General features: G+C 40.4%; 10 protein-coding genes and 1 other RNA gene. 6 read left to right on the top strand and 5 right to left on the bottom strand.

Annotation, left to right across the window (positions count from 1 at the left end):
* Nucleotides 1-226 precede the first annotated feature (226 nt).
* A complete protein-coding gene (gene mnmC / locus ACSLUH_RS16880) occupies nucleotides 227-2,212 on the bottom strand; it encodes a bifunctional tRNA (5-methylaminomethyl-2-thiouridine)(34)-methyltransferase MnmC2/FAD-dependent 5-carboxymethylaminomethyl-2-thiouridine(34) oxidoreductase MnmC1 (RefSeq protein ID WP_448569154.1) in 1,986 nt (661 codons plus the stop codon).
* Between the two features lie 442 nt (nucleotides 2,213-2,654).
* On the opposite strand from mnmC, the gene fabB reads away from it, so the two are divergent.
* From fabB to ACSLUH_RS16855, 5 genes are all read left to right on the top strand, one after another.
* Nucleotides 2,655-3,866 carry a beta-ketoacyl-ACP synthase I gene (gene fabB / locus ACSLUH_RS16875; protein WP_448569152.1) on the top strand — a complete coding sequence of 404 codons (1,212 nt, stop codon included), beginning with the start codon at nucleotides 2,655-2,657 and terminating at the stop codon, nucleotides 3,864-3,866.
* Nucleotides 3,867-3,945: 79 nt separating this feature from the next.
* On the top strand, nucleotides 3,946-5,079 hold the full coding sequence (locus ACSLUH_RS16870) for a 4-phosphoerythronate dehydrogenase (protein ID WP_448569150.1): 1,134 nt from the start codon (nucleotides 3,946-3,948) through the stop codon (nucleotides 5,077-5,079).
* A gap of 12 nt (nucleotides 5,080-5,091) precedes the next feature.
* Nucleotides 5,092-6,111, top strand: coding sequence for an aspartate-semialdehyde dehydrogenase (locus tag ACSLUH_RS16865; RefSeq protein WP_448569148.1), 1,020 nt, complete (start codon nucleotides 5,092-5,094; stop codon nucleotides 6,109-6,111).
* A 378-nt stretch (nucleotides 6,112-6,489) separates the two neighbouring features.
* Nucleotides 6,490-10,107 (top strand): FimV/HubP family polar landmark protein, encoded by a 3,618-nt coding sequence (locus ACSLUH_RS16860; protein WP_448569145.1) that lies wholly within the window; start codon nucleotides 6,490-6,492, stop codon nucleotides 10,105-10,107.
* A 124-nt stretch (nucleotides 10,108-10,231) separates the two neighbouring features.
* Entirely contained in the window at nucleotides 10,232-11,515 is a 1,284-nt protein-coding gene (locus tag ACSLUH_RS16855; RefSeq protein WP_448569143.1) for an APC family permease, read from the top strand.
* A 123-nt stretch (nucleotides 11,516-11,638) separates the two neighbouring features.
* Here ACSLUH_RS16855 and metK read toward each other — a convergent pair whose 3' ends face one another.
* The 4 genes from metK to ACSLUH_RS16835 all read right to left on the bottom strand — a co-directional run bounded on the left by metK (nucleotide 11,639) and on the right by ACSLUH_RS16835 (nucleotide 14,825).
* A complete protein-coding gene (gene metK / locus ACSLUH_RS16850) occupies nucleotides 11,639-12,826 on the bottom strand; it encodes a methionine adenosyltransferase (protein ID WP_448569141.1) in 1,188 nt (395 codons plus the stop codon).
* Nucleotides 12,827-13,014: 188 nt separating this feature from the next.
* Complete coding sequence (murI, locus tag ACSLUH_RS16845; protein ID WP_448569139.1) at nucleotides 13,015-13,812, bottom strand: glutamate racemase; 798 nt, start codon at nucleotides 13,810-13,812, stop codon at nucleotides 13,015-13,017.
* Nucleotides 13,813-14,201: 389 nt separating this feature from the next.
* A non-coding RNA gene (gene ssrS, locus ACSLUH_RS16840) (6S RNA) lies at nucleotides 14,202-14,383 on the bottom strand.
* A gap of 133 nt (nucleotides 14,384-14,516) precedes the next feature.
* A complete protein-coding gene (locus tag ACSLUH_RS16835; protein ID WP_448569137.1) occupies nucleotides 14,517-14,825 on the bottom strand; it encodes a cell division protein ZapA in 309 nt (102 codons plus the stop codon).
* A gap of 232 nt (nucleotides 14,826-15,057) precedes the next feature.
* Here ACSLUH_RS16835 and ACSLUH_RS16830 point away from each other — a divergent pair, with 232 nt between their 5' ends.
* Nucleotides 15,058-15,627 (top strand): UPF0149 family protein, encoded by a 570-nt coding sequence (locus tag ACSLUH_RS16830; protein WP_448569135.1) that lies wholly within the window; start codon nucleotides 15,058-15,060, stop codon nucleotides 15,625-15,627.
* Nucleotides 15,628-15,632 lie beyond the last annotated feature (5 nt).

The raw sequence follows: 15,632 nt of genomic DNA, 5'->3' as shown, positions 1-15,632 counted from the left end.
TATCTTAATCTATTTTAAAAGATGGTTTATAGATGATGATATAGATGTAATAAATTCCAGTTTTTCTCAGGTTTGATTTTTTGGGATTTCTATCTGGGTATAGATACTCTAGCTTTATTGCAAGAATATGTAGGGAGATACAAGGATATGCAAGAGTATCAATAAGGGGGCTTTAACTTACTCAAAACAAACTATGGAAAATGAAGATAAAGCGTCTCTTTGGCATTTACTCAGTAACATTTTTTCGTTTAATAATATCACGAATAATAAATCGATTAGGTGCCATGTTAAAAAGTTGCTCAGTATCGACAGGATAGGGATGCCCGCATAAATCGGCTGCCAAAATATCGGCCAGTAATGGTGCCGTGCATAACCCTCTTGCGCCCAATCCTGTTAATACATAAAGATTGTCAATAACAGGGGCGGGTGTTTGATATCGCCAATTTTTGTCTTTAGCTAAATGTCCATAGGTAGAGATATGCTTAGAAATATTTGGAACCGGGCCTACCATTGGTAGGTGATCTGGGGTCATGCACCTTAACCTAGCTTTACTGTCACTGATTTCTTCTTTAGAAAAGCTCACAACCTCGGGCATACATTTCGCTAACATGTCTAAGTTAAACTGGTCATCTTTTGGGTTTATGGTTGTATCAAAACTGTTTTTATCAAAGGTTGCTCCTAAGCAATGTTCACCTTGGTGGGCTGGTGTTAAGTAACCTTTATGACAAATTACCGTAGAAAGATGTTGTGACTGGCTTGATGCGTTAACTGCCGTTACTTGCCCTCGAACAGAACTGAGTGGTAGCGCTTCGCAGGCATTAATCGCAATTGAATCAGCTCCAGCTGCAATGATTAAAACATTGGTGTGAAGCTCTCCTTTAGTGGTATTTATTTGCCATTCTTTGTCATTCAACTGATTAACGCTATTTACATGAAAATTAGTTTTGATTTTTAATCGCTTGGTCGCAAGCGCGGCATTAAAAATCTGTTCGACTAGATCCGCTGGTGCTATCCATCCCGCTTGTGGCATAAATAAGCCGCCAAAAGGTAGCGACAGGTTGGCCAACTTGCTGGCCTGTTGAGCATTGACTCCATGAATGAGATCTCTAGGCCAAGCATTTAGGTCTTCGAAGCGCTGTTGGCGCTTAACCAAGCTTTCTTTGTAGGCTATTTCTAATAACCCACACCATTGATGTGCGAATGGATATCCTTGTTTTAAAAGCTGCTGGTAAAAAGATTTAGCATGACGAAACGCTTTTTGATAAAACAAACTAATTTCATCTTGTTGTTGGTGAATCAACGGATACAAGGCGCCAATTTTATTGCTTGAAGCCCCTTGAGCAATTTGCTCATCTTTACACAACACCGTCACTTTGATGCCTTGCTCTGTTAGCGCATAGGCAGCGCAAGCCGAAGCAATACCACCACCAATGACAGTAACATGCTGCGGTTTTTTTATCAGCGGCCTGATTTGATAGCCTTTGCCCGTAGTTGTACCTTGTTGATAAACGCCGGTAAGGATTTCTTTTTTCTTACCTTTATAAGCTTTTTTTACTAACCTAAATCCGACTGCCTGCAAACCTCTTCTGACATGACCTGCAACGGTAAACGTGCTAATTGTCGCTTGTGGTTTAGATAAACGCGCTAATTGTTGATAAAGTTTTTCATGCCACATATCTGGATTTTTTGCGGGTGAAAAACCATCGAGATACCAGGCATCGACTAAGCCATTTTTTCCACAACGTAACGCTGATAAGCCGGCGGTTGCATCGTCAAAAAGCAGGGTCAGTTTTACTCTGCCTTGTAATATTTCGGTCGTAAAGCTTTGATTGAATTCATCGGGGTAGCAGTTGAGCAGTAATTTTGCTTCCTCTGCTAATGCAGGCATTGCAGAAAGTGCTTTTGTAAGTTGCACTTGATTAAGCGGGTACTTTTCAACACTGATGTAATGTAATGAAATGTTTGGAAATGTTTTTAATAACGTAATAAAGCGATTTAGTGTTAAGAGAAAATTTAACCCGGTACCAAAACCAGTTTCGCCGATGGTAAAGACTCCCTGACAGCTTTTAAACTTATCTTCAATATTATTGCCTTCAATAAACACTTGTTTACTTTGTAAAAAGCCAGACTCCGTATCAAAGTAAATGTCATTAAAGGTTTCTGAAAATGGTGAGCCATCTTCTTGAAAGCTGATAGTGGGTTTGTTTATCAAAATATAAAACTTATTAAAAAAGAGCTATAACACAGTGGACATTTTACCTATAATACCAATTGAAATAAATATTTAACCAATTCAGAGCTGTGTCAGGGAAGTTATAACAAGGCAAATTGATGCAGTTGTAGTCATTCTCCAACAAAGAAATTTGTGAAGTTTTCATTTTCCTGACAAGCTCCCAAAGGGCGAGTTTAAAAGGCTTAGATGCAGCGTTATTGATTTTGACAAGGGAATAACCATTCCCTTCATTCAATGCCTAGCCTTTAAGCCTTTTAATTCTCGCTGAATGAGCAAATATTTAATTTAATTGGTATAATTCACTTACTTTGTCATGGGTTAGATAAAATCAGTGTACAAGTGTACGCTGGACAGACCAGTATGATGTTAAAATGTCTGTATGATACGCCCGTATTTTTAAAAAATTTTAATGGTATATTGAATGAAACGTGTCGTAATTACCGGTTTAGGTATTGTCTCTAGTATTGGAAATAACGCAAAAGAAGTTCTAGCGTCTTTAAAAGCAGGACGTTCAGGGATCACAAAATCTGAAAGTTTCGAAGAAAAAGGTTTAAGAAGTCAAGTGTGGGGCTACCCGACACTTGATATTAAAGAGCACATTGATCGTAAAGCAATTCGCTTTATGGGCGATGCGGCAGGGTATGCTTATGTGGCAATGCAAGAAGCGATAGAAGATGCCAAGTTAACAGAAGAGCAAGTGTCAAACTTTAGAACGGGTATTGTTGCTGGCTCTGGCGGAGCTTCTTCAGATAACGTTGTTAAAGCTGCAGACACGTTACGTGAAAAGGGCGTAAAACGTGTTGGTCCTTATGCCGTACCCAAAACCATGTCGAGCACCTGTTCAGCGTGTTTGGCAACGCCTTTTAAAATTAAAGGTGTCAACTACTCTATCAGCTCTGCTTGTGCTACCAGTGCCCATTGTATTGGTCATGCAGCGGAGTTAATTCAATTAGGCAAGCAAGATATTGTTTTTGCCGGTGGTGGTGAAGAAGTTGATTGGTCATTGGCTATGATGTTCGATGCCATGGGCGCCTTGTCTTCAAAGTACAATGATACGCCAGAAAAAGCTTCACGCACCTATGATGCTGATCGCGATGGGTTTGTTATCTCTGGTGGCGGCGGAATGCTTGTTGTAGAAGAATTAGAACACGCTTTAGCACGTGGTGCTCATATTTATGCTGAAATTGTTGGTTATGGTGCAACGTCAGATGGATATGATATGGTTGCGCCAAGTGGCGAAGGCGCGGTGCGTTGTATGCAACAAGCAATGCATGGTGTTGAAGGTAAAGTGGATTACTTAAATACTCATGGCACGTCAACGCCTGTTGGTGATGTTAAAGAGTTGGGTGCAATTCAAGAAGTTTTCGGCAATGACTCTCCAGCCATAAGTGCGACTAAAGCAATGACAGGTCATGCTTTAGGTGCAGCTGGCGTTCATGAAGCAATCTATTCATTGTTAATGATGGAGCACAACTTTGTTGCCCCTTCAATTAATATTGAAACGTTAGATGAGCAAGCACAAGGTTTGGATATTGTCACTGAAACTCGTGAAACTGAAATCAATATGGCGATGTCTAATAGCTTTGGTTTTGGTGGTACGAACGCAACTTTAGTGATGAAGAAATACAAATAGACGTTAACGGTCTATCGAAAAGCCGTTAACGAAAGTTAGCGGCTTTTTTTTGCCCATTACTATGTGAATTTAAAGTGATATGAAGATTTATTACGATGAAAATATGCCCTATGCGGTAGAATTTTTTCAAGGTTTTGGTGACGTTGTGCCTTTTTCTGGGCGTGAGTTGGGTCAACAGGATATTATTGAAGCTGACGTACTCCTGGTGAGATCTATTACCCAAGTTAATCGCCAACTGATAAAGCAGTCTTCTAATTTATCATTTGTTGGCACAGCGACAATTGGTGTTGATCATATTGACCAACAGTATCTCAACGACCGTAATATTCGTTTTAGCTCTGCACCAGGTTGCAATGCGGTTTCGGTTGCAGAGTATGTGCTCAGTGCATTAGTGGTGTTAGCTGAACGTTACACCCTATCATTATCCGAGTTAACGGTTGGCATTGTTGGCGCAGGAAATACCGGTACACGCCTAGCAGAGAAGTTAGATGCGCTTGGAATAGCGTATAAGTTATGCGATCCCATTCGCGCCAAAAGTGGTGTAGATAATCGCGTTTTTCACTCTTTGGACGATGTTTTAGCCTGTGATGTTATTTCATTGCATGTTCCTTTGACCCGATCGGGAGAGCATCCTACGTTTCATCTACTTGGTAAAGAACAGCTTAATCGGCTTTCTGAGCAACAAATTTTAATTAATGCTTGTCGAGGAGAGGTTGTTGATAATCAGGCCCTTTTAGCATTAAAGCGTTCTGGTCATTCTCTAAAAGTGGTATTAGATGTTTGGGAGGGTGAACCAGATATTTGCCAACAACTGATTCCTTACTGTGATATAACCACTGCCCATATAGCTGGTTATAGCTTAGAAGGAAAAGCTCGTGGCACAGAAATGTTGTATCAGGCATTATGCCAACAGTTAGGTAAAACAGTGTCGAAATCATTGGCTGATTTTTTAATGCCTGCCACCATTCCATTGGTGACAATTAATCAGCAATTTAATGATATTTTACTAAACCAATTAGTAAAATTAGTTTACGATGTCCGCCGCGATGATGGTATTTTTAGACAACAGATAGAGCGTCATGGTTTTGATCACATTCGGAAGACTTATCCCGCTCGTAGAGAGTTCTCCGCAGTGACCGTTAACATGACATTAAAAGCGCAAAGTGATGTTTGGCATCACCTTGGATTTCAAACAAAGTATAGTGAAGAGTAAAGAGAGAGGAGCATGGCACAAAAATTTGATGTTTGCGTACTAGGGGCAACAGGTTTGGTTGGTAAAACCATCATGGAAATTCTAGAACAGAGAGACTTTCCAATTAATAAATTATACCCTTTAGCAAGTGCGCGTTCAGCTGGCGAAGTAATTGAATTTAATGGTGAAAGTATCGAAGTTATCGATGCTGATACCTTTGATTTTAGCTTAGCGCAAATCGGCTTTTTCTCGGCTGGTGGTGAAACATCAGCAAAATTTGCTCCGATCGCTGCTGATGCGGGCTGTATTGTTATCGACAATACGTCACATTTTCGCTACGAAGAAGACATTCCTTTAGTGGTTCCAGAAGTAAATCCACACGCGTTGGCTGACTATCGTAACCGCAACATAATTGCTAACCCTAACTGTTCTACCATTCAAATGTTGGTAGCGCTTAAGCCTATTCATGATGCTGTAGGTATTGAACGTATTAACGTCTGTACGTATCAGTCAGTGTCAGGCGCAGGTAAAGAAGCAATGGATGAATTAGCCAAGCAATGTGCGGATTTACTCAGTGGTAAACCGATAGAGCCTAAAGCTTTTTCTCGTCAAATAGCGTTTAATGTTATTCCGCAGATCGATGTATTTCTTGATAATGGCTATACCAAAGAAGAAATGAAAATGGTTTGGGAAACTCAAAAAATATTGGGTGATGACACTATTCGTGTTAATCCTACCGCTGTTCGTGTCCCTGTATTTTTCGGGCATGGAGAAGCCGTTCATATAGAGACAGCACAACCTATTTCAGCAGAAGAAGTCAAAGCGTTATTGAAGCAAGCCCCAGGTGTTGAAGTTTGTGAAAAAGACGAAGATTTTCCAACTCAAATTGGTGAAGCAAGTGGTGTTGATGCTACGTTTGTTGGCCGTATTCGTGAAGATGTTAGCCATAACAACGGCATTAATATGTGGATTGTTGCTGATAATGTTCGTAAAGGCGCAGCGACTAATAGTATCCAAATCGCTGAATTACTTATTTCTGAGCACTTATCTTAACGCTTATTTTTTAGCTAACACTCAGAAATATTAAAGAAATTTTAAAACCTGTCGTTATAATGACGACAGGTTTTTTGTTTAATGGCCTAGTACCTTGGCATTGGAGCATGAACGGTATTTTATAGTGCGATATCCCTTTAGGAAATATTACCGTCTTGCGATGCTACACGTTTGGTACTTGTTGAAAATTCATTTTATCGGAAGCTAAAGTCAATATGAAAGGTCAACTAGACCACTATGGTTATAGTCACTTTTTTTGAAAGACATTCTCGATAGAATTGGTATGATAGTGATAGTTGGAATAAAGATTGCTTCAAATACCTTTGGTAAGTGTTGCCAAATAATTGGCAATGAAACGATTATGTTTGGGAAATATTAATGCAACGACTGTTATACCTGTGCCTGTGGCAGGTGCTATTTATCAGCATTAGCGTATTCAGCGCATCAACTATTGCGTTTCAAGACAGTGGAGTACAAATTCGCGGTGCGCAAAGCAGTGATGCTTATGCCTTTGGTGAATACGGTCCTATTACTTCAAAAGATACCCTGTGGAATATTGCGATAACCAATCGGCCAGATCCGAAATTTACGGTTTATCAGGTCATGCAGGCAATATTTATTAAAAACCCGCATGCTTTTAAAGATAACAATATTAATTTGATGATAGATGGGGAGATGTTGTTATTGCCGTCTATTGTCGAGATCGGCAGAATTGATCCGCTTTATGCCAAAAAACAGGCGCAAGAACATGATGAAAGTCTAGATAAGACGACAGGTAAGGTGGTTAAAAAACCAAAACCTGAGCAACTTGTTGTTAATAAGAAAGATTTAGAAGCTGCGAAAAGTGAAATTAATGAACAGCTCAAAGAGTTTGGCAGTGGCCAAAGTAAAAAGCTAGAAACGATTCAAAACGATGTTCTTGATTCAATTGACGGCCTGCAAGCTATCTTGAGGGAAAACCAAGAATTAAGAGAGAAACTCAACAACTTTGATGATCAATTAACCACGATGAAGGATGAAGTGGCAAAAGGCAAAGAAGTTGAAGTTCAAATGAATAATGCCAATGAAATGTTGCAAGCATTATTGGAGAAAGCTGAGGCTGAAGAGCAGCGACTGTTATTAGAAAAGCAAAAAGCTGAATTAGAAAATCAGAGCTTTTTAGCTAGCAACACCTTTTTAGCGTTGATGATCCTGTTACCACTATCTCTGGTCGGAGGCTTAGGTTATTGGTTTTTAGCGCGACGCAAAACAAGTGATACGAAATCAGAACAATCAGCGAGTAAATCGGTAAAAGAATCAGAAGAAGCTGATGTTGAAGTAAAAGTTCCTGAAAATGCTTCGTTGTCATTAGACGATGAATTATCACTCGATGATGAATTGTCGCTTGATGATGAGTTATCACTTGATGATGAGCTTGCCATTGATCTATCAGAAAATGATGAAGACAATGACAGTGATTTGTTCAGCGATGATCTTGATTCGCTAAGCTCCGAATTACTTGAAGATGACGTTATTCATTTAGATGATGATCTAGGAGATTTAGATGATCTTGATGACTTAGATGATCTCGATGATTTAGAAGAAATATCGCTAGATAGCGATAGTGAGCCATTAGAAGGCGGACAGCTTGATCAAGATGATTTAGATTCATTGTTATCAGATTTAGGTGATGATGCTGAGGATAACAAAAAAAAGCCGGATAGTGACACAACAGATGGTGATAATGAAGCGCTAGAAGGTGGGCAACTAGATCAAGACTCGCTTGATGATCTGCTCAACGACAGTGCGAATATTGAAGAGACCATCGAAGATATTCAAGAAGAAACAACAGAGTTAACAGATCCTGATGATATTGATGCGCTGATGGATTCAATGGCATCCGCACCAGAGTCAAATGATAGCGATGATTTAGAAGATTTAACCGATCCGGACGATATCGATGCGCTGATGGATTCGGTTAGTGCGGCTGAGCCTGAACCTGAAGATGATAGCCAAGCAGAGCTAAGTGACCCTGATGATATTGATGCGTTAATGGATTCGGTTGGTGCGGCTGAGCCCGAAATAGAGGTTCCAGCTGAAGACGATGGTCAGAAAGAATTAAGCGATCCAGATGATATCGATGCGTTAATGGATTCAGTTGCTGCAGCTGAACCTGACCCTGAGCCTGAAGATGATGGCCAAGCAGAGTTAAGTGATCCGGACGATATCGATGCGTTAATGGATTCAGTTGCTGCAGCTGAGCCAGAGCCTAATCCTGAAGACGATGGTCAGAAAGAGCTAAGTGATCCGGACGATATCGATGCGTTAATGGATTCAGTTGGTGCAGCTGAGCCTGACCCTGAAGACGATGGTCAGAAAGAGCTAAGCGATCCAGATGATATTGACGCGTTAATGGATTCGGTTGGTGCAGCTGAGCCCGAAATAGAGGCTCCAGCTGAAGATGATAGTCAAGCAGAGCTTAGTGATCCGGACGATATCGATGCGTTAATGGATTCGGTTAGTGCCGCTGAGCCCGAAATAGAGGTTCCAGCTGAAGATGATGGCCAAGCAGAGCTAAGTGACCCTGATGATATTGATGCGTTAATGGATTCGGTTAGTGCCGCTGAGCCCGAAATAGAGGTTCCAGCTGAAGATGATGGCCAAGCAGAGCTAAGTGACCCTGATGATATTGATGCCTTGTTAGAAGGCATTGGTGGCGAAGTAGAAATTTCAGATCCCGATGATATTGATGCATTACTTGCTGGTGCAGCGCCAGAGCCGTTTGAGCAAGAAAGTAATGCTCAGCAAGAAACTACTGTAGACGACGAAGAACTTACCACAGAAGATATTGATGATATCGATGCATTACTTGCTAGTGACCTTGACGTTAATGAAGAATCGACAGGTGATACTGATGACCAAGTTCAATCCGAAAATGCTGAGTTAATTAATAACTTCACCGAAGACTATGTCGCGCCATTTTTAGCGATGGATTTTAGTGATGTTATCGCACAACGCGAATCAATGGAGGCTCAAGAGGTTGAGGAGCAAATTGATGAGCTAGGCACTGATGATGTTGAAGATACTGATGACATTGATATCGATGCAATTTTAGCGGAAAGTGAAAATCAAGAGACAGAAGCAACTCCTGCAGTAGATGAAGTAGACGAATTACTGACTGATGCGTTAGAAGAATCTGAACAAATCACATTAGGCGAAGACGATCAAGAGATTGATATTGAACAAATTCTTGCTGATGTTGAAAGCCATTCGTCTAAAGGTAGTGACACAAGTGACAATGACGATGGCGAAAAAATAACGTCGTCAAATGAAATCAGTGAGCAAGAATCAGACGATGATATTTTAGCAGGGTTAGAGGCTACATTTGATGAGTCGGCATTATCAGAGTTGCTTGATGAAGAGGCTGACCAGCACGAAACATTAGAAGAACATCCTGATTTTAATGATCAAGCCGTCATTGCTGACCTACTCAATGACAGTGAAGAAGTTGAAACGCAGCAGGATACCAGCAACGAAATCGACGATATCGAAGAATTGGACAATTTAGATTTTGATGAGTTGCTCGCCAATATTGAAGAAGAAGCACCAGCAGGACAAGATGAGCAAGAAGATTTATCTGATACATTTGATATTGGTGATGAAATTGATGAGGTACAAGAGACTCAGCAAGCAGACGATCAAAATGAAGAAGATTTCATTTCGGTTGATTCTCTCTTATCGGACTCATTGGATGCGCCGGAAACAGAACCTTATAAAAAAGAAAACATTGATGTTGGCTTAAATGAATTTCCAGAGTTTTCTATGGACGGCAATGAACTTGACGTTGATGATGAAGATGATAACGGTATCGCGGCTAAGTTAGATCTTGCTAAGGTATACATTGAAATAGGTGATAATGAGAATGCTGAAGTGATTTTGCTCGATGTTGTCGAAATGGGCGATGCACAACAGCAGTTTGAAGCACAGCAATTATTGGATAACTTAAATAACAATTAGCACCAATCGGCTTGTATTTTACATATATAGTTATTGGAATTTCACTTGAAGACTGTTAGCTTTTTATCAAAGCTAACAGTCTTTTACGTTTATGAGCACCTCTAGCCACAACAAGGAGATCTTGATGGAGAAGTTACATGCTAAGTACCGTCGTGATATGGGGACGTTTGGCGTGCTTTTTATTGTGGTTAATGGACTCATTGGTGCTGGCATCTTTGGCTTGCCTGAAGTGCTATATAACGCTGTTGGCATGTTTTCACCGTGGCTATTACTTCTCGGTGGAGTACTGGTAATGGCAATTGTGCTATGTTTTGCTGAGTTGGCAAAAGTGACTGAACTTTCTGGTGGACCTCAGCGTTATGTTGGTGATGCTTTTGGTGCTTATCCTGGCTTTGTGGTTGGCTGGAGTTTTTTTGCCGCTCGACTAATTAGTCAAGGAGCGAATGTCTTGGTTTTAGTCGCTTACGCGGCTCCATTATGGCCCGCAGTAGGTGAAGGCTCAGCGAAAGTGGTGTTAATTGTTTGCGTACTTGGTGGTATTACCTTGATAAATGTCATCGGTATCAAACGAGTTATCGTTGTACTAGGTGCGATGACAATATTTAAGCTCTTGCCATTGTTACTGTTAATGTTAGTTGGTATTGGTGCCGCTTCGTCTCAGGAGGCTATAATCCTTCCTCAATTTAGCGCAGTCGAGGGCGTTGCTTTAGCGGCACTTTACGCTTTTGTTGGCTTTGAGAATGCAACGGTTCCTGCAGGAGAAACTAAAGATCCGAAACGTACTATGCCACGTGCACTGGTATTAGGTTTCGCTTTGGTTACGCTGATCTATTTTGGTTTGCAATGGGCGTATAGTCATAGCGCAATTGCAGGAGCCGGTTCACAAGCACCCCTTAAATCGTTAGCAGGGGAATATTGGGGCGATGTTGGTGCGTTGCTAATTGCTGCGACGATTGTTTTGAGTGTGCTCGCTAATCTTACCGCTGGTCACACATCGGCAAGTCGTATGCCGCCAGCTTTGGCTGATGATGGTTTATTACCTGCTTGGTTTGGCGCTGTTTCTCGTTGGGGTACACCAGCTAATTCCATCGTATTTTATGGTGTCGGAGCTATCTTAATCTCGCTTTGGGACGATTTTTTGGCGCTAGCTGCGGTAAGTACCTTAGCGCGTTTACTTGCTTATATAGGCTCGATAGCAGCGCTGCCAATACTGCGTAAAAAAGCTGGCATGGTAACCTTCAACACTGCCATCATTTTAATGGCCCCAATAGCCATTTTTATTAGCCTTTGGGCGGTAACACAAACCAACGTATTTCATTGGCAAGCACTTGCTGGTGTAGCATTGGTTGGAACTGCTTTTTATTTTTTAACAACGATAAATACTAGAGCTCAACAAAACAATAGTTAATACACGCTGTATCAATTATCGTCAGTTAGGTAAGTTTTTTGTTTAGGTAAAATAGTTTGAATAGAAAACCTCACTTTTTACACTATAAACAAAGTGAGGTTTTTTAGATTAATATGCTGAGGATTATAAGCCAGCAGCGGCTCTTAATTCGTCTGCTTTATCGGTTTTTTCCCATGAGAAAGCCGTAAAGGTGTCGTCTCCTACCGTCATTTCAAACGGTTCGCGACCAAAGTGGCCGTATGCCGCGGTTTGACGATACATTGGATGCAGCAAATCAAGCATCTTGGTTATGCCGTAAGGGCGCAAATCAAACGTTTGTCTGACGAGCTCTACCAGTTTTTCTTCAGATACCTTGCCTGTGCCAAAGGTTTCAATTGAAATAGACGTTGGCTCAGCAACGCCAATTGCATAACTGACCTGAATTTCACAACGATCGGCTAAACCCGCGGCTACGATATTTTTTGCAACATAACGCCCTGCATAAGCAGCACTGCGGTCAACCTTTGACGGATCTTTACCAGAAAATGCCCCACCACCATGACGAGCCATACCACCATAGGTATCTACAATAATCTTTCTTCCCGTTAAGCCGCAATCGCCGACAGGTCCACCAATAACGAAACTACCTGTTGGGTTGATAAAATACTTGGTTTCAGGCGTTAGTAACTCTGCTGGAAGTGTATGCTTGATAATGTTTTCCATTACCGCATTGTGCAAATCTTCTTGCTTGATATCAGGGTTGTGTTGAGTAGATAAGACAACCGTATCAATGGCTACTGGTTTGTTATCTTCATAAATAAACGTGACCTGACTTTTTGCATCAGGGCGTAACCAAGGTAAAACGCCAGACTTTCTAGCTTCGGCTTGACGCTCAACGAGACGATGAGAGTAGTATAATGGCGCAGGCATTAATGTCTCTGTTTCATTGGTTGCGTAACCAAACATTAGCCCTTGGTCGCCAGCACCTTGCTCTTCGGGAGCTGCACGGTCAACACCTTGTGCGATTTCTTGCGACTGTTGGCCGATTAAGTTCATAATGCCACAAGTTTCGCCGTCAAAACCGACATCTGATGAAGTATAGCCAATATCACAAATGACTTTACGGGTTAAATCTTCTAAATCCACCCAAGCGGATGTTGATATTTCACCAGAAATAATTGCTACACCGGTTTTAACCATAGTTTCGCAAGCTACGCGAGCATGCTTATCTTTCGCGATAATTGCATCTAGTACTGCATCAGAAATTTGGTCAGCAATTTTATCTGGGTGTCCTTCAGATACGGACTCAGATGTAAAGTAATGTCTAGACATATAACCTCAGTAAAATAGTAAAAACGAATGTGATGCCAAGATGCAAAGCACTTGCCACAAGTTTTATTAAATTCAATTTTAACGTGATAATTTTTTTTTGCTAGTTTTTTTACGCCTAGACGTCTAAATGTCTTTATGGTTTTATTTGTGTGAAAGGTAAATTTCCCTATTTAATCTTTATATTTCAATTAGATAGTTGCGTCTTTCAAGGTGATTTTGTTTTGCCACAAATGCGAAAATATTTTTTCTTGAGCGATATTGGTGTTGGTAGCATAAAAAGATATTCTGCCAGTACTAGCGGTAACGGTGGCAATTTTATGGTCAATTAATTGCCGGGCCAGTTGCTTTGCAACAGGTGTTGCCGTTTCAACCAATTCAATATTTTCACCAATACGTTTGATTATTTCATGTTTTAGAAAGGGGTAGTGGGTACAGCCAAGGACAATGGTATCAACATCGTATTGCTCTATAGGAGCAAGATATTGTTGCAATAAGCGATGGCATTCATTACTACCCACTTTATCTTGTTCTACAATCTCAACTAAACCTGGGCATGCAATAATATGCACCTTGGCGTTATGTTGATGTTGCTTTATCAATGAAAGAAAACGTTGATTGGTGGATGTCGCTTGGGTAACTAATATCGCGACATGTTGTGTCTTACTGTGTTTTACTGCAGGCTTTATCGCTGGTTCAACACCAATAATAGGAATTGAAACCCGCCGTCTTAACTGATCAATCGCATTTACTGTTGCGGTGTTGCACGCCAACACAAGCGCTTTAACATTTTGTTTAACAAACCAATCAGCAATAGTGTTAACTCTATTAATGATCTCTTGCTCTGACAACCTTCCATAAGGTGCAAATTGATTATCTGCTAAATAAATTAACGATTCATTCGGCATAAGCTCATGAACACGTTTAGTGATTGATAGTCCACCGACACCTGAATCAAATAATCCAATCGATTTGTTGTGATAAGTCAAATTCTATGTGGCTCGCAACATGCTTTAAAGTGTTGATGATACCAAAGTAAGAAATCGAGTTAAATTATTTAACCTTAGGTTTGTATAAGAATTAGCAAGAAGGCAATAAAATCATACATTTAAGCTAGCTACGTCTTTCTAGCAAGCTACTTTTTACTGAATTCAAGGCGTATTGTTGTAGGAATAGTCAGCTATTTCACAACAATATAACGCAGAAGTAATTAAAAATAGGTGTTAGAAATGCATTTATTATGCAGAGCTGAGGTTATTAATAATCAAAAAACTATAAGAATGAAGATCACTGTGCATAACCTGAGTTTGCTGAAAAGGAGTAAGTTCAGAAATGTGTTATTAATTCATTTTAAGGTGATCACCTTAACGTGATGAGTAAGACTTCCAGAATGCCGTCGTCAACATTAGTCCTGAACACCGTGTGTTCAGGGCGGAAACTGCATATTGGCCGTAGGCTTCCCAGTACGAGCTGGGCTTGCTCAATAGCCAGTAATAAGTTTCCTTAGGTAAAACTTATCGGCTCAGGGACATAGTTAACATACAAACATCCCAGAAGACTTAACCCATAGTATAGCTAAACTTAATGAGAGTTTTAAGGGGTTAAATCAATGTTTGTGTTGTTTGCTTGGATAGTAAACGAATTTCGTTGATTAATTGTCAAGTAAACCGCAAGTTAGACAAATTTGCCTGTACTACGCTTTCTTCTTGGTGTTGCTGACGGCTTGCTTGATGGTATTTTGTAGCAAATCGATTTGATTTTGCATGGCGAGTTTTTCTTGTTCAAGCTGGTGTTTAGATTGTAACAAATCATGAGCTAAGTTTAACGCAGTCATTAGCAAGGTTTGTTCTGGGGTTTTCGTGGTGCTTGCTTGTTCTTGAACCTGTTTTATTCGAGTGTCTACTTCATGAGCTGCTTGCAACAACGCTGATTCTTGTCCTTGAGGACAAGCCACTTTCATACGGCGATTAGCAATTTCAATGGTTACGCTATGCGAACTCATAATCAGATAACATCTCTATAGTAAAACAATAAAAGGTCATTTATGTGCTATGTTATTAAATTAATTAGCAAAACATCTTTGCATTTGATAACACGCATTTTGTGGAAACTATAACGAGGACGATCTTCAGATGCAAGCAATAACACGCGAATATTGCACTTTTCCTGTCTAGCTTCAATTTACAGGCAGTGGTACGATATAGGGCATAATAGAACAAGGTTTATATTTTTTAATGTCTGACGAATCTTTAATCGATTTTGCTACTGTACAAGCCATTATTACTGCGGAAAATGTCAAAGCACATGGCGCTGAAATTCATGGTGTATTAACAGGGTTAATCTGCGCAGGATATTCTTTCGAAAGTAACGACTACCTGTCATTGGTCAATGATATGTTGAACAATGGCGAAGGCTTGCCGAATAAACTCAAAGTGACCATCAAGTTGATGTTTAGTCAGATTTGGCAAAATCTTTTAGATGATAGTTATTCATTTAGCTTGCTTGTCCCTGATGATGATGAATCAATTGAAGAGCGTGGTAATGCTATTGCCGCTTGGGTTCAAGGGTATAATCTTGGCTTTGGTTTACAGCAAAAAAATCGGGCGGTGTTGTCTGATGATGTCAAAGAAGTTCTCAAAGACTTTGGCGAAATTGCGAATCTTTCAGATGAATTTGACCACGATGAAGCAACCGAGCAAGCGTACTTTGAAATTTTAGAATATGTGCGTATGTCAGCTTTGTTATGTTTTACAGAGCTAGGTACACCACCCGAACCAAACGATAAACCTCAAACTCTGCACTAGGATTG

The organism is Thalassotalea ganghwensis (assembly GCF_053485795.1).
This window is presented reverse-complemented; position numbering and strand designations above follow the sequence as displayed.